The 26,537-nt window shown below is 43.6% G+C and carries 21 protein-coding genes; 16 read left to right on the top strand and 5 right to left on the bottom strand.

Translation table 11 applies throughout. The annotated features are described in order from the left end of the window. Nucleotides 1-61: 61 nt before the first annotated feature. From HXY43_RS21255 to HXY43_RS21220, 8 genes are all read left to right on the top strand, one after another. On the top strand, nt 62-1,267 hold the full coding sequence (locus tag HXY43_RS21255; RefSeq protein ID WP_290887330.1) for a histidine phosphatase family protein: 1,206 nt from the start codon (nt 62-64) through the stop codon (nt 1,265-1,267). A gap of 92 nt (nt 1,268-1,359) precedes the next feature. Continuing rightward, nucleotides 1,360-2,331: an NAD-dependent epimerase gene (locus HXY43_RS21250; protein WP_290887327.1), complete on the top strand. Its 972-nt coding sequence runs from the start codon at nt 1,360-1,362 to the stop codon at nt 2,329-2,331. 18 nt (nt 2,332-2,349) lie between these two features. After that, nucleotides 2,350-3,945 carry an iron uptake porin gene (locus HXY43_RS21245; protein WP_290887324.1) on the top strand — a complete coding sequence of 532 codons (1,596 nt, stop codon included), beginning with the start codon at nt 2,350-2,352 and terminating at the stop codon, nt 3,943-3,945. 746 nt (nt 3,946-4,691) lie between these two features. Next, entirely contained in the window at nt 4,692-5,594 is a 903-nt protein-coding gene (locus tag HXY43_RS21240) for a choice-of-anchor L domain-containing protein (RefSeq protein ID WP_290887321.1), read from the top strand. Between the two features lie 312 nt (nt 5,595-5,906). Beyond that, on the top strand, nt 5,907-7,355 hold the full coding sequence (gene atpD / locus HXY43_RS21235; protein WP_290887317.1) for a F0F1 ATP synthase subunit beta: 1,449 nt from the start codon (nt 5,907-5,909) through the stop codon (nt 7,353-7,355). Between the two features lie 90 nt (nt 7,356-7,445). After that, a complete protein-coding gene (atpC, locus tag HXY43_RS21230) occupies nt 7,446-7,859 on the top strand; it encodes an ATP synthase F1 subunit epsilon (RefSeq protein WP_290887314.1) in 414 nt (137 codons plus the stop codon). A gap of 139 nt (nt 7,860-7,998) precedes the next feature. Next, entirely contained in the window at nt 7,999-10,185 is a 2,187-nt protein-coding gene (locus HXY43_RS21225; RefSeq protein ID WP_290887312.1) for an SPFH domain-containing protein, read from the top strand. Between the two features lie 86 nt (nt 10,186-10,271). After that, nucleotides 10,272-12,047, top strand: a complete 1,776-nt coding sequence (locus HXY43_RS21220) for a serine/threonine-protein kinase (protein ID WP_290887309.1) — start codon at nt 10,272-10,274, stop codon at nt 12,045-12,047. A gap of 84 nt (nt 12,048-12,131) precedes the next feature. Here HXY43_RS21220 and HXY43_RS21215 read toward each other — a convergent pair whose 3' ends face one another. After that, the gene (locus HXY43_RS21215; protein WP_269321033.1) at nt 12,132-12,437 is read right to left on the bottom strand and encodes a 30S ribosomal protein PSRP-3; all 306 of its coding nucleotides are present in this window, start codon (nt 12,435-12,437) and stop codon (nt 12,132-12,134) included. A 204-nt stretch (nt 12,438-12,641) separates the two neighbouring features. Here HXY43_RS21215 and HXY43_RS21210 point away from each other — a divergent pair, with 204 nt between their 5' ends. The 6 genes from HXY43_RS21210 (at nt 12,642) to HXY43_RS21185 (ending at nt 20,694) form a co-directional block, all read left to right on the top strand. Next, entirely contained in the window at nt 12,642-13,418 is a 777-nt protein-coding gene (locus HXY43_RS21210; protein ID WP_290887487.1) for a TIGR01548 family HAD-type hydrolase, read from the top strand. Nucleotides 13,419-13,706: 288 nt separating this feature from the next. Next, complete coding sequence (locus HXY43_RS21205) at nt 13,707-15,290, top strand: CPBP family intramembrane glutamic endopeptidase (RefSeq protein ID WP_290887305.1); 1,584 nt, start codon at nt 13,707-13,709, stop codon at nt 15,288-15,290. Between the two features lie 368 nt (nt 15,291-15,658). After that, nucleotides 15,659-15,862: a hypothetical protein gene (locus HXY43_RS21200; RefSeq protein WP_290887302.1), complete on the top strand. Its 204-nt coding sequence runs from the start codon at nt 15,659-15,661 to the stop codon at nt 15,860-15,862. Nucleotides 15,863-16,462: 600 nt separating this feature from the next. Beyond that, complete coding sequence (locus HXY43_RS21195; RefSeq protein ID WP_290887299.1) at nt 16,463-16,738, top strand: hypothetical protein; 276 nt, start codon at nt 16,463-16,465, stop codon at nt 16,736-16,738. Nucleotides 16,739-17,410: 672 nt separating this feature from the next. Further along, nucleotides 17,411-19,963 (top strand): cation-translocating P-type ATPase, encoded by a 2,553-nt coding sequence (locus tag HXY43_RS21190; RefSeq protein WP_290887296.1) that lies wholly within the window; start codon nt 17,411-17,413, stop codon nt 19,961-19,963. 224 nt (nt 19,964-20,187) lie between these two features. Continuing rightward, entirely contained in the window at nt 20,188-20,694 is a 507-nt protein-coding gene (locus HXY43_RS21185; RefSeq protein WP_290887293.1) for an FHA domain-containing protein, read from the top strand. Between the two features lie 124 nt (nt 20,695-20,818). Here HXY43_RS21185 and HXY43_RS21180 read toward each other — a convergent pair whose 3' ends face one another. After that, nucleotides 20,819-21,166, bottom strand: a complete 348-nt coding sequence (locus tag HXY43_RS21180; protein ID WP_026732982.1) for a hypothetical protein — start codon at nt 21,164-21,166, stop codon at nt 20,819-20,821. Nucleotides 21,167-21,410: 244 nt separating this feature from the next. Between HXY43_RS21180 and HXY43_RS21175 the strand changes: the two genes are divergently transcribed. Continuing rightward, nucleotides 21,411-22,331, top strand: a complete 921-nt coding sequence (locus HXY43_RS21175; RefSeq protein WP_290887288.1) for a TIGR01777 family oxidoreductase — start codon at nt 21,411-21,413, stop codon at nt 22,329-22,331. Between the two features lie 32 nt (nt 22,332-22,363). On the opposite strand, the gene HXY43_RS21170 is transcribed toward HXY43_RS21175, so the two are convergent. The 3 genes from HXY43_RS21170 to HXY43_RS21160 form a co-directional block, all read right to left on the bottom strand. After that, the gene (locus HXY43_RS21170; protein ID WP_290887286.1) at nt 22,364-22,633 is read right to left on the bottom strand and encodes a hypothetical protein; all 270 of its coding nucleotides are present in this window, start codon (nt 22,631-22,633) and stop codon (nt 22,364-22,366) included. A gap of 92 nt (nt 22,634-22,725) precedes the next feature. Continuing rightward, complete coding sequence (locus HXY43_RS21165) at nt 22,726-23,148, bottom strand: tetratricopeptide repeat protein (RefSeq protein WP_290887283.1); 423 nt, start codon at nt 23,146-23,148, stop codon at nt 22,726-22,728. 72 nt (nt 23,149-23,220) lie between these two features. Then, complete coding sequence (locus HXY43_RS21160) at nt 23,221-23,580, bottom strand: iron-sulfur cluster assembly accessory protein (protein WP_290887280.1); 360 nt, start codon at nt 23,578-23,580, stop codon at nt 23,221-23,223. Nucleotides 23,581-23,967: 387 nt separating this feature from the next. Here HXY43_RS21160 and HXY43_RS21155 point away from each other — a divergent pair, with 387 nt between their 5' ends. Next, nucleotides 23,968-25,617 carry a hypothetical protein gene (locus HXY43_RS21155; protein WP_290887277.1) on the top strand — a complete coding sequence of 550 codons (1,650 nt, stop codon included), beginning with the start codon at nt 23,968-23,970 and terminating at the stop codon, nt 25,615-25,617. Nucleotides 25,618-26,537: the final 920 nt, after the last annotated feature.

Here is a 26,537-nt window from a genome sequence, read left to right as displayed (position 1 = left end):
TCTGTACATTGGTTAGTAGTTAGTGGTTAGTGGGTAGTAGTTAATAGTTCATAAAAAAACCATGAACAAACAACAACCAACAACCAACAAACAACTTCGCGTCATCTTAGTACGTCACGGTCAAAGTACATACAACGCCCAAAAACGATATCAGGGCAGTTGTGATGACTCTGTTTTGACTGACAAAGGCCATCAGTCTGCCTACCAAACTGGCGTAGCCTTAAAAACCTATTCTGTAGATGCAATTTATACTAGCCCTTTACGACGCACTCAAGAGACTGCTAAGGATATTTTGCAGGCATTCGCCAAAGACATACCCTTACAAACTCATCCCTGTTTGCAAGAAATCAGTATGCCTGGGTGGGAGGGTTTATCTTTTGAATATGTACGCGAGCATTTTGTTGAAGAGTATCGTTGCTGGAAAGAAAAACCTCATGAGTTTGCATTCATAGATTCGTCATTTGTCACTAGTCATTTGTCATTAGCAAAATCTACAAATTCCTTACAAGTAACAGATAATAAACCATCAAGAACAAAACAGTTTTTTCCAGTATTGGATTTGTATGAAAAAGCTGGCCGATTTTGGCAAGAGATTTTACCGCGTCATGCAGGGCAAACTGTACTGATAGTGAGCCATGCTGGGACGATTCGTGCCTTAATCGGTACTGCGATCGCAATCTCACCCGCACGCTACCATACTCTCCAGCAATCTAATTGCGGCGTTAGCATCCTCAAATTTTCTCACCCTTTTGATCAATCGGCAAAGCTAGAAGCAATGAACTTCACTACCCATTTAGGAGAAGTTTTACCGAAACTTAAAGAAGGCAAACATGGTCTGCGTCTATTGTTAGTACCATCTTCGGGAGCAAATCCGAATTCTATCGAGAAACTCGCGGTGTTTCTTCACAAAGAGGCGATCGCTTTTTGCATTAGTACTGACTTTAACAACAACCAACATATTGCTGAAAAAATTCTTCAGTATCACCCAAGCACTATTCACCTCCACACGTTGCAGCGAGACTTACCTCAGCTTTGGCAACAAACCATTCAATCTTGTAGCATCGACTCTACCAGTCTCACCACAGGATTGGTAGTTGCTGATGATACGATCATCCAACAGATGTTGGGTCAAGTCCTGGAGCTGTCAGCAGACCAACAGGAGAATTTACAACTAATCTCTGGAACCATGAGTATTGTTCACTATCCTGTTGCTCATCGCAAACCTGTGCTTCAGGCGTTGAATATTTCTAGTACTGAGTTACATTAAAATTTTGTTGTTTGTTGGTGGTTGGTTGTGATTGGAACAAACACCAAACACCAAACAACTAACACCAAACAACTAACACCAAACAACTAACAATGAAAGTACTGGTCACTGGAGTTGCTGGCTTTATAGGATTTCATCTCGCGCAACGTCTTCTAGCAGAAGGGGTGTACGTCTATGGCATCGATAATTTAAGCGACTACTACGATGTCAATCTGAAAAAAGCACGGTTGGCAGAGTTACAACCGCAGTCGAAATTTACCTTTCAGTTGTTGGAATTGAGCGATCGCCCCAGCACTGCCAAACTCTTTCAAGACCACACCTTTGATTGCGTGATTCACTTAGCAGCGCAAGCAGGAGTGCGCTATTCACTACAAAACCCCTTTGCCTACGTAGATAGCAATCTTTCAGGTTTTGTCAACGTCCTGGAAGGTTGTCGTCACAGCCAAGTCGGTCATTTAGTGTTTGCTTCTTCCAGTTCTGTTTATGGCGCGAATACGAAAGTACCCTTTGCCACTAGTGACAAAGTAGACAATCCGATTTCACTCTATGCTGCCACGAAAAAGTCAAATGAATTAATGGCTCATGCCTACAGCCATCTGTATAACCTGCCAACTACAGGATTGCGTTTCTTTACGGTGTACGGCCCTTGGGGACGGCCGGACATGGCATACTTCAAATTTGTGCAAGCAATCTATAAAGATCAGCCCATTGATGTTTACAACTTTGGGAAAATGCAGCGGGACTTTACCTATATTGACGATGTGATTGAAGGGCTGGTTCGGGTAATGCACAAACCACCTCAAAAACAATCTGTTGCTCCTTACAAGCTCTATAACATTGGTAATAACAATCCGGTAGAGTTAATCAGGTTTATTGAAGTTATTGAACAAGCTTTGGGCAAGCAAGCCAAAAAGAACTTTCTACCCGTGCAACCGGGGGACGTTCTCAGCACTTACGCCGACATAGATGATTTAATGCAAGATGTGGGTTTTAAACCAATAACACCTATTGAGCAGGGTATTCAGTGTTTCGTTCAGTGGTATAGAGATTATTACGGTCACTGAAAAAATAGTTTGCTGTGGATGAAAAATCAATGGAAAGCACAATTAGTCTGCAATTTTTGCCATGTGAGCTTGTTTGCTCTCACAATTATCTTTTCACTCTCAGAGAGGGCTTTTGGTAACAAAGTTCTCCCTTACTCCTCCTCTGTTCTCACAATCTCAAACTCCAGCCAACCCTCCGTTAATGTAAATGCTGTATCTGACCTAGCAGATATTCAACCGAGTGACTGGGCTTTTCATGCTTTGAAATCTTTAATAGATCGCTACGATGTTACAGGCTATGCTCATGCCACCTTTAGTGGCGATCGAAGCATGACTCGCTATGAATTTGCTGCCAGTCTTGCTGCTACCATCTACCAAATCAATCAACCGATCGACACAGAAAAATCTAACTCGGTCAGCCGGGAGGATCTAGAAACGATCAAACGTTTGCAAGCGGAATTTGTCTATGAGTTAGGCATTATACAAGGACGATTAGACAACTTGCAAACCCGCGTCTCTACAATACAATCATTTTCTACGACTACTAAACTTGAGGGAGAAGTTCTTTTTGCCCTGACTGGAGTTAGCAACGGTGACAAAGCTGATGACTCAGGCGATGCCATCGATAATAATCTTACCTTTGGTAGCCGAGCACGTCTAACCTTCGATACTAGTTTCACTGGCAAAGACCGCCTCAGAACTCGCTTGCAAACTACCAATCTTCCAAAAATAGATGATGCGACAGGAACTGATATGGCTCGTTTAGCCTTCCAGGGCAATGACGATAATGAGGTGGGACTGAGTGTCTTAGAGTATCGTTTTCCGGTAGGAGAGCAAGCTCTTGTTTATCTCATAGCAGAAGGTGGTGACCTTGACGACTTTTTTGCTACTACCCTTAATTCCTTTTTCAGTGGTAGTGGTGATGGCTCTATTTCCCGCTTTACCCAGCGCAACCCCGTTTCCCGACAGGGAGGAGGCGCAGGAGTAGGAGTAGTCTATGATATCACTGACTCCTGGGGCTTAAGTTTGGGTTATGTAACTGACGATGTTGATGAACCAGAAACTGGATTTGGTAAAGCAGCATACGGAGCGATCGCCCAACTAAGTCTCGAACCCAATGATGATGTCGGTTTTGCGATTACCTACGTCCACTCTTACAACAGCCTCGATACGGGAACAGGTAGCCGCCGCGCCAACGATCCGTTTAATGACGAAAGCGATGCCATAAGTGCAGATTCCTTTGGCTTAGAAACAGCGATCGTGTTTAACCCCAAGCTTTATCTGACTGGTTGGGTGGGCTTTACCCGTGCTACAGCAAAGGATCTGCCAAATCATCCGACGGCGAGTATTTTTAATTGGGCGCTGACTTTAGCTTTGGTCGATTTAGGTCAAGAAGGAAGCGTTGGCGGAATTGCCATTGGTCAACCACCCAAAGTTACTAGTAATGACTTTGAAGTTGCAGGTCAGACGTACGAAGATCGGGACACATCTGTGCATCTAGAAGCCTTCTGGCGCTTCCAAGCAAACGAGAATCTCGCTATTACACCGGGAGTGCTGGTAATTACAAACCCAGAATACGAACGCGACAACAGCACTATCGTTGTTGGTACAATTCGGACAACTTTGAGCTTTTGAATCTAATTTTTTTGCATTACTTTGCGAAATCGCCTGTAGACTAGGTGTATTTCATAAATAAGTGAAATGGCATGGCTTTGCTCTCTCTGCTGCTCTGCGGGGAGGGCTGTTTTTTCATTCTTGACTTCCCGGAACGAAGGGGAAAGGGGACAAATTGCTATTGCTATGTCTGAACGCAACTTGGTATAAAGATGCATATAAATACTTAGTTAAGAAGCCTATCTTTTTTACAAATTTTTGTCAGATTATTTACCTAAATATTTTTCAAAAGCCTTATATATACTGAATATTTACGGTTGTTTACCTAAATTGAAAATGTAATTTTTGTGTAAATAAGCAGTATAAACTCTAGCTAACAAATAAATTCACCAGTAAGCTACATACATAAGCAGAGGTGGAAAACACGGATAAATTCCTTGCTATCACCCATAGCATTCCTAGAGAAATGTGAGACTTTGAGCTTGGTTAATGGCTGTTTGCCGTGCCAAATATCTATCAACAAATAACGACCAAAATAGAACATCTCACAAATCTATTGGGATTTTCATAGAAACCAAGAAAAGACAAAAGCCAAATTAAAAGCTTAAGTCAATTTCAGTAATACTCCTATTTTTAATCACCGTCAGAGGTTGATTTATATGTTGTCGTATTCGGGGCGTGATATGTGCAATTGCACCAAAATATTCGCTTGCGTATTTAGGAGTATCGCCATTATTAACATTCACTTTTTTGAGGAGAAAACAAGTATGTTAAAGTCATTTTCTCAATTGTTAAAAAACAGTGCATTCGCTTTGTTTAGTGTGGGGCTGGTAACTGCTCCTGCTCACGCTATTAACATCACCACCACTGGCAACGGCAATGATTTAGTAAACAGCATTTTGGGTTCGGGAATTACAGTATCCAATGTCACTTATAATGGATACCCTACCGCATCTGGACTTTTCACAGATGGTTTATCATCAGGTATTGGCATAGATAAAGGTATTATTCTGACTACTGGGAATGCGAACCTCGCAGTCGGGCCAAACAATCAAGATGGTGCAACAGGATCTAATAGCTTCCCGGGAGATGCAGATTTAAACAGCTTAATTCCTGGATTTAATACTTATGATGCAGCTGTTCTTGAATTTGATTTTGAATCGACTACGGGCGATTTGTTTTTCAACTATGTCTTTGCTTCAGAGGAATACAACGAATACGCTAATAGCAGTTTTAATGATGTATTTGGCTTCTTTTTGGACGGAGTGAACATTGCCCTTATCCCTGGAACCACCACGCCAGTTTCAATTAATAATGTCAACGGTGGCAACCCTTTAGGCACTAACCCTAAAAATCCTCAATACTACATCAACAACGATTTATCAGATGGCGGGCCATTCTTCAACATTCAATATGACGGTTTCACAAAAGTGTTTACTGCTCAGGTAAAGGGACTAAGCGCTGGTAAGCACAACATTAAACTGGCAATTGCAGATGCAGGAGATTCAATTTTGGATTCTGCTGTCTTTATTCAAGCTGGTACTTTCTCTAGCGAACCACCAAAAGATGTTCCCGAACCTGCTTCTCTACTGGGTATCTTGGCTGTAGGTGGTTTTGGAGCTACTTCTTTGCGGAAGCACCAAATGCCTAAAACTCAAGCTAAAGCCTAAGTTTTTCTCTAGCTAGACTACTACCTGCTGGTCAGCAACCGCAAGACACGGCAGTTTTTTTAGAAATCACACAAAAACGCGATCGCCTACAACTAATTTTCCAGCCTCTAGCCCCTAGTCTTTAACTCATATTCTTGAAATTTAGCCTCACTTCCCTCATCTTAACTTCACTCATTCACTCAAAGCCGCAAACTTAAGATTCAATTTATGCCGACTAGTGGCGTCGTTCAGTGCTACTCTTGAAGATGAAATTGCTTAATCTTAAGTCTCTTACGGCCCTATCTGAAATATAGCTTCAATAATAGACTCAGCATGGTCACCACTGCAGAAAAAACAAACATTGGTTACATTACCCAAATCATTGGTCCGGTTGTAGACGTGAAATTCCCCAGTGGGAAGATGCCACCAATCTACAATGCTTTGAGCGTCACAGGCACCAACGAAGCCGGACAACAAGTCTCGGTTACTTGCGAAGTACAGCAACTGCTTGGTGATAACCAGGTGCGGGCTGTTGCTATGACTACTACCGATGGCTTAGTACGCGGTATGGAAGCTGTCGATACTGGCGCTCCTATTAGCGTGCCTGTTGGTAAAGTCACGCTGGGTCGGATTTTCAACGTGCTTGGCGAACCCGTAGACAATAAGGGGCCTGTCAATGCTGAGGAAAAGTTCCCCATCCACCGTCCTGCTCCCAAACTCACGGAATTGGAAACCACACCTTCTGTGTTTGAGACTGGAATTAAGGTTGTTGACCTGCTGACTCCCTACCGTCGTGGCGGTAAGATTGGTCTGTTTGGTGGTGCAGGCGTCGGCAAAACCGTGATCATGATGGAGTTGATTAACAACATCGCTACTGAACACGGTGGTGTGTCGGTATTTGCTGGTGTGGGTGAGCGCACACGCGAGGGCAATGACCTTTACAATGAAATGATTGAATCTGGAGTAATCAACAAGGACAACCTCAACGAGTCCAAGATTGCTCTGGTTTACGGTCAGATGAATGAACCACCCGGAGCGAGAATGCGCGTGGGTCTGTCTGGCCTGACAATGGCAGAGTACTTCCGGGATGTCAACAAGCAGGACGTACTGCTGTTTATCGATAACATCTTCCGGTTCGTACAAGCTGGTTCGGAAGTGTCCGCGCTGTTAGGACGGATGCCTTCTGCGGTAGGATATCAGCCAACCCTGGGTACAGACGTGGGTGAATTGCAAGAGCGCATCACCTCCACCAACGAAGGTTCCATTACCTCTATCCAAGCGGTATACGTGCCAGCGGACGACTTGACTGACCCCGCACCCGCTACCACTTTTGCTCACTTGGATGGAACCACCGTGTTGTCTCGCGGTTTGGCAGCTAAGGGAATTTATCCAGCGGTAGACCCCCTAGGTTCCACTTCCACCATGTTGCAGCCGGGGATTGTTGGTGACGATCACTACAACACCGCTCGGGCTGTACAAGCAACTCTACAGCGTTATAAGGAACTGCAAGACATCATCGCTATTCTCGGTTTGGATGAATTGTCTGAAGATGACCGTCTGACTGTGGCTCGTGCCCGGAAGATTGAGCGCTTCCTGTCTCAGCCATTCTTCGTGGCAGAAGTATTCACCGGCTCCCCAGGTAAATATGTGAAGCTGGACGATACCATCAAAGGCTTTAAGATGATTCTGTCTGGTGAGTTGGATGATCTGCCAGAACAGGCATTCTACATGGTCGGTGGCATTGACGAAGCCATTGCTAAAGCTGAAAAAATGAAAGGGTAATTAGTTAGTGGTTAGTGGTTAGTGGTTAGTGGTAAGAGCTACTAACTACTAACTACTAACTACTAACAACTAACTACTAACAAAGGACAAATGACATTAACCGTTCGTGTAATTTCCCCAGATAAAACAGTGTGGGATGCTCCCGCTGAAGAAATCATTTTGCCCAGCACCACCGGTCAGCTAGGTATCCTTACCGGACACGCACCTCTGTTGACGGCTTTAGATACGGGCGTGATGCGAGTACGTGCCGGCAAAAATCAAGCCTGGACACCGATCGCTTTGATGGGAGGCTTTGCTGAAGTCGAAGCAGACGAAGTCACCATTCTGGTAAACGGTGCTGAACGTGGCGACAAAATTGACCTTGAGGAAGCCCGTGCTGCTTTTAATGAAGCACAAACCCGTTTAAATCAGGTAGCAGCAGGCGATCGCCAAGCTCAAATTCAAGCTAACCAAGCCTTCAAACGCGCCCGCGCTCGTTTTCAAGCCGCTGGCGGTATGGTATAATTAATAACTCGGTTTCTTTGAGAAACCGGGTTATTACTGTAGTATTAACTTTTATAAAAATTAGGACAAGTTTAAGAAATAAGGGGAATTCTTGGGGAAGTTATACGTTAGATAATTAGTTGCCCAGAGGGGCAAAAATATGAAATTCTCACAACATTCCTCAAACAGGAATAAGCAACATAATATACTTCGCTTCGCAGCATCTGCGATCGCAACATTGGCGCTAGCTGGTAGCATTCATACTGCTAGCGCCAATCCTATTAAAAAAGCTACTACACAAGAAATCGCTTCAGTACCAACTCAAATTCAGCAGACACAACCAACGATCGCCCAAATTCCCATGTCACCTTGGGGACTCATCCCCGTCATTGTTGTAGGTGGTTTAGCGATCTTTGTCCCTCTCTTTTTTGGAGGGCTGGTCGTAATTGGCGAACGGGAAGTTGGGATTGTAGTTAAAAAATTTGTGATTTCAGGACGCGGACTTCCAGCCGGACGGTTAATAGCCATGAACGGCGAAGCAGGTTTGCAGGCTGATACTCTCGCTCCTGGCTGGCACTGGGGCTATTGGCCTTGGCAGTACTCGGTAAAAAAAGAGTCAGTTGTCGTTGTTCCCCAAGGTGAAATAGCCCTGCTTGTAGCGGAAGATGGCGCACATATCCCGCCAGAGCGCATTTTAGGTAAAGTTGTAGAATGCGACAATTTCCAAGATGCCCGGAAATTCCTCAGTAATGGTGGGGAAAAAGGGCGGCAAATGGGTTTTCTCACAGCTGGTACTTACCGCATCAACACCGCTTTGTTTAAGGTAATCACTGTCGCAAACGCTAGCAAACATGGCATGAGTCCAGAATATTTGCGGGTGTATCACGTTGCTGGTGACAAAGTAGGTATCGTTACTACCCTAGATGGTCTCCCCATCCCCGGTGGTGAAATTGCAGGCCCCATCATTGCCGCCCACGACAACTTCCAGAACGGACAGAGATTTATTGATGGCGGTGGACGTCGGGGTTTGCAAGAACAGATTTTACTTTCTGGTTCTTGGAACCTGAATCCCTGGTTTGTCCAGGTTGAGCAAGTGCCGATGACAGAAATTCCCATTGGCTATGTGGGTGTGGTAATTTCTTTCGTAGGCAAGGCCCACGAAGATGTGAGCGGTGCAGCTTTTACCCACGGTAACTTAGTTAATTCTGGACATAAGGGTGTCTGGGTTGAACCGCTATATCCAGGCAAGCACCCAATTAACACTCGTGTCATGAAGATTGAACTGGTGCCAACCACCAACATAGTTTTAAACTGGTCTGGTCGCACCGAACGTCACAACTATGACGCGAAACTTGGCTCTCTAACAGTGCGCTCAAGAGACGGGTTTGCTTTCGATTTAGAAGTCGCCCAAATAATTCACGTCGGTGCTTTGGATGCTCCCAAGGTGATTTCCCGTGTTGGTGCAATGCAGAATTTAGTAGACCATGTGTTAGAACCAACGATTGGAAATTATTTCCGCAACTCAGCGCAAGATTATACTGTATTGGACTTTTTGAGCGCCCGGAGCGAACGACAAGCAGAAGCCGCTGACTATATTAGAGTAGCACTGCGGGCTTATGACGTACAGGCGATTGACACCCTCATAGGTGACATTCAACCGCCAGCAACGCTGATGCAAACACAAACAGACCGAAAAATTGCTGAAGAACAGCGCAAGACTTTTGAAGTGCAGCAACAGGCGCAAACCCAAAGGCAGCAACTGGTAAGAGAAACAGCTTTGGCAGATATTCAGCAAGATATGGTGAAATCAGAGCAGGGTGTAATGATTGCTGAGTTGAAAGCAAAAGCAGACATTCAGCAAGAAGCGGTGAGATCGGAGCAAGGCGTGAAAATTGCCGAACTCAAAGCGAATGCCAAAGTCAAGGAAATGACTGGTGAAGCCGAAGCCATCCGCTTAAGAGCAAATGCCGAAGCCGAATCTCTACGACTGAAAAGTATTGCCGAAGCCGAAGCTATCCGCGCCACAGGTAACGCCAAAGCAGAAACCTACCGTACAGGTGTAGAAGCCTTGGGGACACAAGGTTATACAGCGATGCAGCTGATGCAAATTATTGGCGATCGCCACGTCCGTCTCATTCCAGATGTATTAGTCGGTGGTAATAACGGCAGCACCAATGGCTTGGTAGATGGGCTACTTTCCATGATTTTGTGGAATCAAACAGCTAAGCCAGGTGAGGTGATATCGCCATTGCATGTAAAATCAACCGAACCACGAGCAAATCAACAAGATGGTACTCCACCTACAGTTGTTGATTTTCCATTGGATGGTAACGTTTCGGGTAGTTAGTTGTTTGTTGTTAGTTGTTGGTTGTTGGGAATAAACAACTAACAACTACCAACCACCAACAATCACCATAAAAAATACATTTATTCATGTCGGTTTACCTAAAAGAACGTTATCGCTTAATCAAACAGATTGGTAAAGGGGGATATTGCCAAACCTTTCTCGCCATAGATGAAGGACAATTACCCCCCATTCTTTGTGTTGTGCAAAAATTTCCACAGCAAAAGCAGACACTAGAAGCGTTTGTACAAAAAGCACAACGACTTGAGGAATTAGGTAAGCATCCACAAATTCCCGCCCTACTGGCATCTTTTGCAGTAAATCACCACTTTTATTTGGTGCATGAGTTTATAGAGGGTAAGAATTTGTCTACCCTGCTAGAAGAACAAGGAGTCTTCAGCGAAACTCAAATTTGGCAACTTTTAGAGAGTTTGTTGCCTGTTCTCAAATTTATTAGCGATCGCCATATCATTCACTGTGATATCAAACCTGAAAACATTATTTTGAGATCCCTCCCAAACCATATCTTAGGCAGGGGGGATTTCGTCTTGGTCGATTTCGGTGCAGCGAAATTTTTACCAGAATATGAGCAGCTAATAGACGAAAAAACTTCAGGTAGTCCAGAATATGCTGCACCAGAACAAACTCAGGGAAAACCAATATTTGCCAGTGACCTATACAGTTTAGGTGTAACTTGCATTCACTTACTAACTCATATTTCTAGCTTCGATTTATTTGATATTACTGATAATTGCTGGGTTTGGCAGCAGTATCTTACCACCAAAATCAGCGATCGCTTAAGTAAAATCATCAACAAGCTTATAGAAAAAGCTACCAGTCTCCGCTTTCAATCAGCCGATGAAGTCATGCAAGCAATAGGCATCCATTCTCTATTACCTTTGTCCCCTTCACCCTTCCCCACTCCCCAGTGGCATTGCTTGCATACCTTTATAGGATCTCCCGGTTTATTAAGTAGTGTAAATTCCATTGCTATTAGTCCTGACGGTCATATTTTAGCCAGTGGACATGATGACAAAACTATTAAATTGTGGGATTTAAACACCACAAAACTGATATCTACCTTATCCGGACATTCTCAAGCTGTGAAATCAGTTGCTTTCAGTCCAGATGGGAAAATTCTGGCAACGGCTAGCGATGATAAAACTATTAAATTGTGGAATCTGAATACATTCGAGGAAATCTGCACTCTCTTTGGACACTCGAATGCTGTCAAATCAGTTGCCTTTTGTCCTGATGTAGGAATACTTGCCAGTGGCAGTTGGGATAAAACCATTAAACTTTGGGATGTTGAGACAGGCAAAGAAATTTGTACACTAACCGGACACCAATTACAGGTGAGCGCAGTTGCGTTTAGTTCCCAAGGTAAACTACTGGCCAGTGCTAGTTTTGACAGAACAATTCGCTTGTGGGATTTATCTCCACTTCACACAGAGGTAGGAAGAAAATTTAAAAACTGCCCATGCTACAGCCTTTCAGGTCATGCATGGGCAGTTTTGACAGTCGCTTTTAGTCCCGATGGTAACATCTTGGCGACTGGTAGCGATGATAACACTATAAAAGTGTGGGAGGTAAATACTGGTCAGATAATTAGCACGCTACTAGGTCATTCTTGGTCTGTGCTAGCAGTGGCTTTTAGTCCCAATGGGGAAACGCTGATCAGTGGCAGTAGAGACAACACCGTCAAGCTTTGGAAAGTCAGTACAACAGAAGAAATTGCTACTCTTACTAGTCATGTAGATTCAGTATCTGCCGTTGCTGTTAACCCTGTTGCACAACTGATTGCTAGTGGCAGCAGGGATAAAACTATCAAGCTATGGCAGCTTGTACAACAGCAGGTTAGTTAAGTAGTCGGGAGTCAATAGTCAATAGTTAATTTACTCTGGATTTTTGACTTTTGACTTTTGACTTTTGACTTCCGCATAGCGGTTCTAGGCGCTACCTGTAAAAGCAACATCGGGGAATTTACCTTGCGCTTCAGACATCGGACGGTTTCTACCTTCCTCTTGCCAGTAGTTGATAACTTCGGTAGCTTTATTGAGTAACTCCACCCGATCTACTTCACTAATCCAGTGTTTTGACTCAAGCTCTTTTTTTAATTCTTCCCAGGCATCGTTTCTGGGCCAGAAAAAGTACTTAGTCAAAGGACTAGTACCTTTGCCTACTACCTGATCGACCGCCAGAGCGACGTTCTCGTCTAACCACAATATTTTCAAAATAAATTTGGACAATCGCACCTCCGGGAAATTTCCGGGCAATACTTACTAATGACAGCGATCGCTTATTTTAACGTAATCCTGCCCAGGTGAACAAATTAAGGAATAGGGAGATGGGGAGAACCGGAGGTGGGGAGTGGGCATTGGGCATAGTTAACAACCACTAACTACTAACCACTAACCACTAACTACTAAACACTAACCACTAACTAATGACTAATGACTATGAATGCAATTGTTGTTTTTGATATTGATGGTGTGGTGCGCGATGTTAGCGGTTCTTATCGGCGGGCGATCGCTGATACGGTCGAGCATTTTACAGTCGGGGCATATCGTCCGACATCAGTAGATATTGACCGATTAAAGTCTGAAGGCATTTGGAATAACGATTGGGAAGCATCACAAGAGTTAATTTACCGATACTTTGAAGCTCAAAGACAGCCTCGTGAGCAATTTCAGCTTGACTACAACGCGATCGTCACTTTTTTTCAATCCCGTTACCGAGGCAGCGATCCCCAAAATTTCACCGGCTATATTTGCGATGAACCCTTACTGTTACAACGTACCTATCTCGAACAGTTGACTTTAGCTGGTATTCCTTGGGGGTTTTTTAGTGGTGCGACAAGCGCTTCTGCTAGCTATGTTTTAGAAGGTCGTCTTGGTTTACAATCTCCGGTTTTGATTGCAATGGAGGATGCTCCTAGTAAACCAGACCCCACTGGACTTTTTGCCACAGTTCATCTGCTGGAGGATGGGCTTGACAAATCCTTACCAGTAGTATATGTCGGAGATACGGTAGCTGATATGTATACAGTAGAGAAAGCGCGATCGCTCCAACCAGAACGGACTTGGATAGGTGTAGGCGTTTTACCGCCGCATGTACAAGAAACGAGTGCACGGCGTGATGCGTATGCAGATACACTGCGGCAAGCAGGAGCAGTATTAGTTTTGAATAATGTGCAAGAATTAACACCAGTACAAATCTTGGAATTGCTTTCTTAAGGTGGTTGGGAATTTGATTTCAAAGGCGATCGCAAGAGTTTAGCAAATTCTCCAGGTTACTCATGTACCACTACAAACTCAACCCCACATCAGAACAGGTTGTCACAAGCGCTCTCAACTCGTGATACAAAAAGATAGTATTTAGAAGTGATGGGGTGTAGACACCCTCCGGGCTTCTTCCCGTAGGGTTGAGGTGATGGGGGAAGTTCTTTCACATTCTCCTCATATTTTCGTCTGCCTTAGTTACCATCTTTAGAATTCAGCTGGGTATGAATAAAGGGGAGATAGATGACACTTAAGCGGTTGGGTTTATTTTTGCTGACACTGGTAGCTATATTTTTTGCTGGTTCGTCTCTATTAAGTAGTTGGCAAGAACCACAATTTCAAAGTCGTTTGGAACTCTACCAGACAAATATTGTGCTACAAGCTTCACAGTGGCAATCGCCAGATGGCCAAGACGAGAATTTTCAAGCACTGAAGGAAGCAATCGTAGGTGATAAACCCCTGGAAACCGCCACTAAGCAATATCAACAGGCACGGAAATCAGCTGAAATTAATTTGGAAAAAGCCAAAAACCAACTGGAAAAGCTGAATTCTAAACCTGTTACTGCTCCCATAACTCCTACTCCCCAGCCGGAAGTCCCTCCTGCTACTAATGCCTCTCGTTCGATAGAACAAAAACAACTCCAACAGACTATCAACCAACTGCAAAAATCGATTGCTGAGATAGATTTGCATTTGGGAATTTTACAAGCACAGCAAGGAAAAACAGATACAGCGCTCAAAACTTGGAACCAGTTGCAGCAACGCTCCCAAATCAAACCTGAATTGCGTGAAACTGCTGCTGTGTTAAGTGGAATGTGGAGTAGTCCACCTCGTCTGCTTCCCAATGCCCAACAGTTAATTCAAGATAACTTAGAAGGATGGTTTCGCTCTACTGCTTTGGTTCAACTCTACAAACTCCAGCAACGTCAGGAAGCTATAGCGAATCTCAAAGCTGCTGAACAACAGGCTGCTGAACAAGCTTTTATGAAATTAGCGATAATTGGTACTATTCCAGCGCTGGGAGCTTTTGTTGGTGTAGGACTGCTAATTTTTTTGATAACTCAGCGTATTTTCAAGGGAAAACAAGAAGCTTTATTAGCGCAAAATGCTAATGTCGGTTGGTCAGTACCTTGGGATGGTGAAACAGTTTTGCAAGTCTTTGTCTTGGGCTTTTTCTTTATGGGGCAAGTGCTGATCCCTGTGCTAGTGGCCTTACTTCCCATTCCTCGCCCCGTTGCGGATCTGCGAATTCAGGCATTCTACGTATTCTTCACTTACATTTTAGTGGCATTGGGTGCGCTGTTGGTGCTGTATTTCTCTATCAAACGCTTTTTCCCACTTTCACCCGATTGGTTTCGCTTCAGATTGCAAGGTAAATGGTTTTTGTGGGGATTTGGTGGCTATTGTGCAGCGTTACCCATCGTAGTTGTGGTGTCTTTGATTAATCAAGAACTGTGGCAGGGACAAGGTGGTAGTAATCCTTTATTGCAACTGGCGTTGGAAAGCCAAGATTCCATTGCACTGAGCATATTTTTCCTGACAGCCGCGATCGCCGCCCCGTTATTTGAAGAATTCCTGTTTCGCGGTTTTCTGTTACCCTCCCTGACTCGCTATATGTCTGTGTGGTGGGCAATTATTGCCAGTAGCTTGCTGTTTGCGATCGCTCACCTCAGCTTGTCAGAAGTTCTGCCACTATTCGCCTTGGGTGTGGTACTGGGGGTTGTTTATACGCGATCGCGCAATCTTCTTGCTCCTATGCTTCTCCACAGCCTCTGGAACAGTGGTACCTTGCTCAGCCTGTTTATCATCGGCAGTAGCACTCGGTGATTTGTAAGGGGCATAGGGCATAAAAATTATGAATTATGAAATTTTCAGCATTCATAATTTTCACCTATTCCCAATGCCCAATGCCCTATTCCCTATTGCCTATTGCCTATTTCGAGAATATGTCACAAAAATCCACTAATTATAGTTGGTATTGAGCCAAAAAAATGCTAGTTTGGAAGAAAATAAGCATTGAGCAGATAAAACTTAAGCAATTCGGTTAAATAGATAACAAATTAGCCTAAAAAGGCTAAGATTATCTATCTTCAGTCTCTAACTGGGATTAGTTGTCGGCAAATTCCGTTTCAACAGGTCGCGCTTTCATGAGTCCCTCGCCATACGTATTCGTTGGTGGGGGGAAACGCCCTTAAATGCCGGAACCTGTGTCCGGCATCGGGCGCTCGGGAATACCGCTCGCCTTACTGGGTACTCTTTACTGTGGACTGGGAATTGGGTACTACTGGCGTGTCAAGACTAAAATGTTGCATTATAGCTTTCTTGTGGGATGGGCTTCTAGCCCGTCCGGTGCGTGCGGACAGGATGTCCACACCACAAGATTTATATTTATGCACTAAATTAGTTCGGTCACGCTACTAGGTTCCTAATCCCCAGTCCCTAACCCCCAGTCCCCATTCCCCTTTACGCTTGTTGATCTCGGAATCACAACACAAAATTATTTATAGCGATTTGCTTAACTCTGCCGAAAAACCATCGAAAAACCTCCCTAAATCTGGGGTCTGCTTTTATGCCATTCAGTGTAGTTATTATTGCCGTGAAGATGAAAATCCGGAAATGATACTGTTTGGTTTGTATAAAGTAGTATGGCGTAGCTGTTTTGCGATTGTAACTGTTAATTCTCTAACAAAGAATTTTCAAGTATAAAATGCAAAACTGCTGTGTTGCGGTTTTTGTCAAAGTCTAAGAATAGCTTTGTGAAGTTGGTTTCAGGCAACGTCTGAATACCTACTTGCTTCTATTTTATTAGCGTTGCTTGGGAAATCAGGTTACGCTTATTTTGCATGTATTATTCTCAGCAGTAATTATACTGAATCAAACGTAAAAATTTGTTTACTTAGTCAATAAGATAGTGTAAACCAGATAGTCAGTAGAATTACTTTTTGCTAAAAATATATAACTTGAATTTTATACATCAAAATTAAAGGAGTAATGCTTGTATGGCAAATCTCAACCCCAGCCATGCCACTAAACAATTACTAGCTGGGTATAGTGGCATTATTTTCGGAAGTCTTGGCATCCATAAGTTTATTCTTGGTTATGCTACAGAAGGCTTCATCGTGTTGGTCATTTCTTTAATCGGTGGTTACTTTACCTACGGCTTTACCTTGTTGATTATGCAGCTTGTGGGTTTGATAGAAGGAATGATCTACTTAAACAAATCCCATGATGAATTCGTTGATACCTACTTTGTCAAAAAACAAGGCTGGTTTTAAAGGTTAATAATGCCGTTAATTGATATTTGATATTTGATAGTTATTAGTTATTTGGAACAGATGAATAGCAAGCACTAACTACTCAAACTAATAACCATTCAAACTGCGTTCCTGCACACATTTTTATAGTGCTCTTGATTGTACGATTTAAAGGCATATTAGCTGAACTACTGTAAAGGCGGGTTTTTAAATCCGCCCTGACAACCAACTATAAACAATTAGCTTAAACTTTTTCTTCTTAATTAATTAACTCAAATCGATTGTCCAGTGGTCGTTATGAACTGCAATAACGCATGGATGTAAATGATTTATCTCTAATTTCTTGTACATTTTACTTTCTACTGATATGCTCACCATCAAACGTAAATACATATCCTTGTTAATACTTGCTCTATTAGCATTAGTATATTTCAGCACTATATCAAATTTAGATTTCAACCCTTTTTTGAGAGGAGAAATTGTCCTCATCCCAATACAATGTTTCGCTATCATCTACCTAACATATCTGCGCTGGAATCGGAGAGAATCAGCTGAATCTTGAAGCTTAACAAAACTTAACATTTAAGACATTCTGTCGTTGTTGTGGATTTCGCCTACTCTCGAAGTAGAGGTATGGCATTGCCGTACCTCTGCTGAGGCGTTGACATTTCGTAGCAAATTCAAATATTTTCCATGCAACTTGTCCCAAAAACTAACCTCGTTCCAGAATCAATCCCAACAACAGAGAAAATTATCCTGGATGTTGGAGGTATGAAATGTGCTGGCTGTGTTAAAGCTGTAGAGCGGCAGCTTGTTCAATATCCTGGAGTGAAGAGTGCTTGCGTCAATCTGGCAACAGAGGTAGCTGTGGTAGAGTCAGAAATCGGTGCAGTAGATGCAGATGCGCTGGCAAAGCAACTCACAACAGTTGGGTTTCCGTCTCAACCCAGGCAACCGAATGGGAAAGTCGCAGGTGAGAAACAAGCCATACAAGATCCAGCAGAACGGCAGCGCCAAGAAATTCTGTCAGCACGCAGGCAATTGATTGTTGCTGCGGGGTTGCTGGTGCTGTCGGGGATCGGACATTTTGGCAATGTTGGTGGCTTTATGCTGCCCGTTTTGCACAACATCTGGTTTCACTGTGCATTAGCAACGGTAGCGCTACTAATTCCCGGTCGCTCGATTTTGATTGATGGGTGGCTTGGTTTGCGGCGGAATGCACCCAATATGAATACTCTGGTGGGATTGGGAACGCTAACCGCCTATACTGCTAGTTTGCTTGCTCTGGTGTTTCCCCAACTCGGCTGGGAGTGCTTTTTCGATGAGCCTGTAATGATGTTGGGCTTTATTCTGTTGGGACGGACACTAGAAAAACAAGCTAGGGGTCGTGCTGCTGCTGCATTTAAGCAATTGCTTGATCTCCAGCCACAGACAGCACGATTGCTCCCTAAACCGAAAAATGCTAATGCTACCGCCCCCTTAACAGCAGGGGGAACGCAAGGAGGAATAGTAGAAATCCCCGCTGAACAAGTGCGTGTGGGTGAGTGGTTGCAAGTTCTGCCCGGAGAAAAAATTCCGGTCGATGGCGCGATCGTAGATGGGCAAACCACCATTGATGAGTCAATGCTGACTGGGGAAGCTGTGCCAGTACTCAAGCAGCCAGGAGATACGGTGACAGCGGGAACACTCAACCAGTCGGGGGCGATCGCGATCCAAGCCACTCGTACCGGGAGTGATACTACTCTGGCGCAAATAGTCGCCTTAGTAGAAGCAGCACAAATCAGGAAAGCGCCTGTACAGAAATTAGCAGATACAGTCGCTGGCTACTTTACCTACGGTGTTCTGACAGCAGCTTTGTTGACATTTTTATTTTGGTACTTTGTTGGCACTCATGTTTGGCCGGACGTGACAAGGTCGGCAAGCATGGATATGGCTCATCACTCCCCACTAGCTTTTCCTCACTCACCCTCTCTCACTCACTCTTCCCCACTTTTACTAAGTTTGAAGCTAGCAATTGCCGTGATGGTAGTAGCTTGTCCCTGTGCTTTGGGACTAGCCACACCTACAGCTATTCTTGTGGGAACTGCGATCGCTGCTGAACGGGGTCTGTTAATCAAAGGCGGTGATGTTTTGGAAAAAGTACATAAGTTAGACACCATCGTTTTTGATAAAACTGGGACGCTGACGAGTGGTAATCCTGTTGTGACAGATTGTTTACCTCTAGGAGAAGATGAAAATCTGATGGGGAGATGGGGTGATGGGGAGATGGGGAGAGAGTTTCACCCCACTACTTCACCACCCCACCATAATCTCATTACTCCAACTAAAATCTTGCAACTCGCCGCCGCAGTCGAAAACGGCACTTGTCATCCTTTGGCGACAGCAATTCGGCAGGAGGCACAAAAGCAACAGTTATCTATTCCACCAGCTACCGACTTTCACACAGAACCGGGACTTGGTGTTTCTGCTGTCGTCGAAGGCAGTTTAGTACTGTTGGGAAATTGGGACTGGTTGCAGTGGCACGGAGTCCCTATTGATGAAAAGTTACAAAATATGGCTGAGGTGCTAGCAGCGGATGGCAAAACTGTTGTGGGAGTGGCAGTTGCAGGAACAATGACTGGACTCATTGCCATTCAAGATACTCTCAGACCAGATGCAAAAGCAGCAGTAGACAAATTGCGGCAGATGGGTTTGCGAGTCATGCTTCTCAGCGGAGATACACCCGCAGCAGCGATCGCTATTGCCAAGCAACTGGGACTAAATAACACTGATGTCATGGCAGGTGTTCCTCCAGCCAAAAAAGCAGTTGTAATACAGTCTCTCCAAGCTGGAGAGATGGGGAGAATTCCCAATCCAAAATCTCAAATTCAACACCCAAAATCTGTTGTCGCAATGGTCGGCGATGGCATCAATGATGCCCCAGCTTTATCCCAAGCAGATATTGGTATTGCCTTACATGCTGGTACGGATGTAGCTATGGAAACTGCTGATATTGTTTTGATGCGGAATTGTCTAACTGATGTTGTAGAATCAATTGGGCTGAGCCGTGCCACCTTTGACAAAATTCGCCAGAATTTATTCTGGGCTTTTGCATACAATACCCTAGGAATTCCCCTGGCAGCTGGTGTCTTGTTACCCAGTTTAAATTTTGTTCTTAGCCCTGCTGGTGCTGCGGCGTTAATGGCTTTTAGCTCGGTTAGTGTAGTTACCAATTCCCTGCTATTACGGCGGTTTGCTCATCGCTAGTCAAATCTTTCCTCTTAATATTTCAACAGAGTCAACCTCAGTTTTGTCTATCTCAGGTTAAACTAGGCCGATAGCAACCTTTTACCAAATCTCACAAAAACGTTGAGACTGTTCCCACAGCACCAGTAAATGCCACTGTAGAAACTGTAGGAAGATATGAGAGTAGAACAGTATTGTTCTACTCTCGCTATCGCTATGCACTACTACAGACTCTGGTTGAAATAATGGCAGAAAACAGATCTAAACAAATCTTGATTAATAACAGTTCAAGCGATTGTAGCAGCGATTTGTCAATGGCAGTAGAAACCCATGAAAGCCATATACTGATCGTAGAAGACGATCAAGGACGTAAAGAATTTACTCTAGAACGTCCCCTCTATTCCATCGGTCGAGATCGAGAGTGTGATATCCGTTTGGTTTCGCAATTTGTCTCGCGCCGCCACGCTACGTTAGTTAGGTTGCCCCGAAACGATAATGGCAACGATCGCTATTATTATCGAATTGTCGATGGCGATGCCAAAGGAAAGCCTAGTTCCAATGGTTTAATGATTAACGGGCGCAAGATAGCAGCTCATGACCTGAAGAACGAAGACGAAATTGTTTTTGGTCCTCAAGTACGTGCTATTTATTACCTGTTAAAGCGTGAAACAATACCACCGGGTCAAACGGATGCTAGTGAGTATGATATTACACTCATTAACCCCGGTATGACTGAGGATCTCGAAGATTAAATACTGTCGATGTAGGTATGTTTGATCGCCAACCTGCACATATTTTTTTCACAGGCGTTTTGCTCTAAGCTAGCTTAAAACTAAGCTAGCTTAAGCAGAGGCCTTTATCATAAGCATCTGCAAGCTATCCCGCAAAGCTTTCAATCAAATGCCAATTACGGCTTTCTTCGATCGCCTGCTTAATGTATTCAAACATCTGCCGACAGTAATTCTCTAGTTTTAGTGGCAGTTCCTCGTTTTTAACCACAATGGTCATTCGAGTCTCTGTTTCAGTAGCTGTACTTTTATCAATCAGTACTTCTGTCGTCACCATCTTTGATAAAGAAACAGTACCGGGGATTTCACGCGCCAAAATGTAATCCAATGTATAGTACTGCACAACCAAGTTACAGTCTTGCAGAAGTTCTATCAGTAATGGCTGGAGATGGTGAATAGGAATAGAAAGGATAAATGAACAGGTATAGCGAGCCATAATAGCCCCAAGCCTTGTAACACTCAGTCCATCCTATAATATCGAAGCATCTCAAACGCAAATCATTATAGATTCATTAAGGAAGAAGGCAGATAAATTTTCATGTGTTCTGGTGTACTTACAACACAAGCATGAAAATTGTTTAGGCTCAATCCTTAACACTTTATACTTCTTACTTCTTTCTTCTTCCTTCTTTTCAGTTGAGATAAAAAACTTTAAAATCGGGTTTGGCGGAGGTTAAATCATGAAAATTGCAGTCAGTGGAGCCACAGGATTTGTCGGTAGTCGCTTGGTAGAACGACTCCACAAAGAAGGTCATAGAGTGCTAGTGTTAACTCGTAATACCGCCCATGCTCAAAAGGTTTTTCCAAAGCAAGCTTTCCCAAATGTAGAAATAGTTGCCTATACACCGACTGTGTCTGGTGCATGGCAAGAAGCGATCGCTACTTGTGATGGTGTAGTAAATCTCGCAGGCGAACCCATCGGCGAGGGACGCTGGACACCAGAACGCAAGCAGGAAATTCTCAACAGCCGCAAACTCAGTACTCAAAAAATCGTAGAAGCAATAGTCAACGCTAACCCCAAACCCAGTGTTTTAGTCAATGCTTCAGCGATTGGTTACTACGGCACTAGTGAAACTGCTGCTTTTGATGAAACTAGCTCAGCAGGTAACGATTTTCTCGCCCAAGTCTGCCAAGCTTGGGAAGCAGAAGCCCAAAAAGTCACGGATGCTGGTGTCAGGCTTGTGATTTTGCGATTTGGTATTGTTTTGGGCTTGGGTGGTGCTTTGGGTAAAATGATTACCCCCTTCAAACTCTTTGCTGGTGGCCCTATTGGTAGCGGTAGACAATGGTTCTCATGGATACATATAGATGATTTAGTTAACCTGATTCTACAAGCCTTAACTCAACCGCAAATGTCAGGTGTATATAACGCTACTACTCCTCAGCCTGTGCGTATGTCAGAATTATCCAACACAATGGGGAAAGTAATGCATCGTCCTTCTTGGTTGCCAGTTCCAGGCTTTGCGATCGAAGCGCTTTTGGGGGATGGGGCAATAGTAGTTTTAGAAGGTCAACAGGTTCTCCCCAAGCGCACTATAGAAAGTGGCTTTGAATTTAAGTATCCTAATTTACAGCCTGCTCTAGAGCAAATTTTGAAATAGAGTCAAAAGTCCAGAGTCAAGAGTCAAAACATTTACTCTTGACCCTTGACTGTTGACTCTTGACTAACAGGAAATTTTCGTGAAATCCAATTGATGATACCGCTGAGAAGCGCACCAGCCATAAGGATACCAATAGCTGGGTTAAAGACGGGTTGCCACAGTTTGTACCACAAATCCAAGCCTAACGGTACTCCTGACGCCTTACCAATAACTGCGATCGCCAACCAGCCAAAGCCAAGTAAAACCAGGAATACATCAACTACCAAAACTAGGTTTAGCCAATTCAAAAATTTTTCTTTCATAATTTCAATAGACAATCAGGGTTGTTTGTTGTTTGTTGGTGGTTGTTTGGAACTAACAACCACCAACAACCAACAACCAACAATTTCCCTTGTTACTCTTCAAATAGCCAAGTTTGAACCTTCGCCAAACTCTGCCAATCTGGTTTTCTGCTAAAACCGTCTTCAATACTACTTCTGATTTCCTCTCGCAATTCTGGGCTGACTATCATTAATTGATTGGCTGCATCAACGTGTTGACGCAAACCTTTTTGGCCAGTCTCCAACATCGCAATGGCAAGATTGAGCCTTGCTTGTGGATCTTGCGGGTTTAACTTTACTGCTTTTTGTGCAGCTTTCAAAGCGGGGTTGGGTTTGTCATCTAACAAATACAACCACGCTAAACAAGTCCAAGCAGCACTACTTTTAGGAGCGCGATCGCAAATTTCTTTAAACACGGGAATCAAAGCATCAGCTGATTCTCCCGCTTTATAGCGTTCTAAGCCTGTGTCAAACAGGGATTCAACTGTATTAGTCATTGGTCATTGGTCATTGGTCATTAGTCATTAGTCCTTCGTCAAATGACAAATGACAAAGGACAAATGACTATATTACACTCCAAATGACTTACCGCAACCACAAGTTTGGGCAGCGTTGGGGTTGGTGAATTGGAAGCCACCACCAATCATGGCATCGCTATAATCAAGCATTAAGCCATAGAGATATAATAAACTTTTGCGATCGCAAACAATTTTGAAGCCGTCATAATCAAAAACTTCGTCCCCAGAAGTAATCTTACTCGGGTCTTCAAAGTCCATCAGGTAAGACATTCCAGAACAACCACCTTGACGCACTCCCACCCGCAAGCATAAGTCTTTGCCGCCTTGCTTTTCCTGCAAAAATTTCACTTGCCGCAATGCTGATTCACTCAACTGAATTCCTCGTTGTGAAGACTGAGTTGCTTGTGTCATGTGCTTTTTCAACTCCTTATATGGTTATCGATTACCCTAATAAGAGGAAGCCAGGAACTTTTAACCTAAAGGCTTCGTCCGCAGGTTGCCCCGAAAATTGTGGAGACGCTTCAATTTAAAGCGTCAGTACAAAGGTTTTTCTATTCATTTTAGCGAGATTGATGTCCGAAGTTGCCAATTGTAAATAGTCCGTCAAAAGCACGCAAAGATTTTTATTCTAGAATTGAGAGATTCAATGTATTTAGAGATTCCGTATTTTTGGAATTTCAGCCTTTGGCAGCCCACAGCCACAACCACCCTTCAATGAATACTCAAGGGAGTTTTATCGGAGGCTAGCCCTGACCCAAAAGTGTACTTCCAAATCGCTTGTTTTGATTCACTTACTCTATGACAAGTTTTAATCGCTCTACCAGCCGTCGTTTGCGGAAATTAACTCAAATTCCTTCTGTATGGGAGGGCGATCGCCGTCCATTGTCATCTTCACAAACCCAGCACCCAGACTCTGAGGCCAAGGGCGAATGTATTCTTTGGGTAGATGGTACACAAGGCATCGTCCGGGGAATGGATGTAGTACCCCCAGAAAGTGGCCCCGAGGCAATTGTTCGGACTTTGATGCGATCGATGGAGAATCCCCATAGTCCTGCCAAACCTGCCCGTCCCCAAAGAATTGTGGTGAGAGACCGCGAAATACAATTTTACTTGCGCGGCGTCCTTCAAGATTTGGATATTGCGATTGACTACTCGCCCGAATTGCCTTTAATTGATGAACTGTTTCGTGGGTTTGCCGAAATTCTCGACAGTCAGGTTCCCGAATTACCTCCACAGTATGCACATGCCCTGCGAGATAAGGCATTTGCAATTTGGCAGGCAGCACCTTGGGAATTGTTGGAAGAACAGCAAATCTTGTCAATAGAGATTAACAAGTGGGATGTAGGTACCGTCTATGCCTCGATGATGGGGATGCTGGGAATGGAGTATGGAGTCTTGTTGTATCGTTCCGAAGAATCCCTTAAGCAGTTTCGCGCCACAATTTTAAGAGAAGACGAATCACAAGGACATTTAGAAGAAGCTTTCCTGAAGCAAGATTGCCTGTTTTTAACTTTTGAACATGCCGACGAAACCGACGAAGATGAAAAAGAATTTGATGATTTGGCCGATTTGCCATTGTCAGAAATTCAACCCACCTTCGGCAACATTCATCCTCTAGAGGGACTGCGATCGGTTTTGTATGATGAAGAGGCACTGATAGTATATGTTGCTCTCGAAAGCCTTTGCCGTTTTATCCGAGATCACCGTCGTCAGTTAGGTAGCGGCAATTTTCCTGCCCTCAGCCGTCGCTACCGTATTTCACTACCTGAGTCTCGCGACGAACAAATCAAATCGGTGTCTGTGACTGTCTCTAGTACACCGCAGTTGACAGCAGAATTAGAGGAAATGGCGGGCTATGATGTCGATGAGGAAGACGAAACTGGCTCGGTCACAATGCCAACTTTCCGATCGTTGCGAGATGACTTGATACCAGAAGACTCTTTCCTGAGCTTGGGTGTAGTGTCTTGGGAGATGCTAGAGTACCTACACCAAGGAGTCAATTACCATAAAGCTGGAGAAATTCAACCAGTCGGTGATGGTTTACCTGTAATCTTAATTCAAACATCCCGTCCCAAAGCTAAGACTGTGATTGAAAATATTGAACAAGCAGGAGGACTCAAAGCCATTTGCTTTAATCCTGGTGCCGATCCTTTTGGTGGCGATCGCTATGACCTCGGTTTACTGCAAACTCAAAATGGTGAGTTGTTCCTCTTCGGTGAGTTCTTAGATGATGACCCCATTCACGTCGAAGCACGGAAAAAATGGAACCAGCGCTGTAAAAATACCAAAGGCTACTGCGGTTTAATCATCGCCAAAGGACTCACCGGTGCTGCCCGTGGCAACCCTCAGTTGCGAGATATGATGGCTTTATTTGAAGCGCGATCGCTTTCGCCCAAAGATTTAGGCATCGGTACTCTCCAACTGATGCCCCAACTGCAATTTGAATAATATTTTGTGCGATCGCTTAGCATACACCCTCTGTGGGCATCCTCCTACAGAGTTTAATATAACTGTTAACAGTGTGTACTTATAGTTTTTAATACCCAGCAACAAGGAAACTGCGATCGCTTGGGACAGGCGCAACTCGGAGACAGCAGCCCACCACCCTCGTTACCAGGTTGAACTGGTAGTGATACCAAGTTGTGTTCAGATATAGCAATTCGTGCCCTCTCCCCCTCCCCTCTCCCAGATTGGGAGAGGGGAAGTACTATCTTTGACTGCAACCTAGAACATCAATTCAGTAATCCCAAAAACCCAGTTTTTGTTCCTGAAAAGACCGATTTTTCGTTGGCTGTAGAGACGCGTACGCCGCAGGCTTTCCCGGAGGTTAATTTCGCGTCTCTACGAACAACGTGGTTTTTTAGCCCTTAGGTTGAATACTGAATCGGTGTTCTAGTATGAGAATTAACCCCAGCTTCTAAAAGAAACCAGGGTTCTGAGATCCTCAATTTTCACAAATTAAATAGGATTGCTATACAAATTAAAGATTTTAAAATTCAAAGTTAAATATTTATAAATCAAGCCTAGTAATTTTTTAATATTTACTCTAATCATTTTAAACTACTTTTATTTTAATATGCATATTTTATGAATCTATAAGGTTAGTATGGCAAGCTATTCATATTTTTTACTTTTTTTGACTTTGAAAACTATAATTTATTAATCTTTTATGAAAACTATATATTAAATCTATGCTGACAGTAATTATTTCAGTGGATGAAGATATGAAGGCAAAGCATAAAATCTGACTATTATCATGTCTAACTGTTGTTATATCAACAATAATTATGATGCCTTTGCTTTATTAGTTATTTCTTGACTTTTATATAACCAACTTTGTCAAGAGATTGTTGCTTTTCATTATTTTT

It is taken from the genome of Fischerella sp., assembly GCF_013388695.1.
Lineage (GTDB): Bacteria > Cyanobacteriota > Cyanobacteriia > Cyanobacteriales > Nostocaceae > PCC9605.
This window is presented reverse-complemented; position numbering and strand designations above follow the sequence as displayed.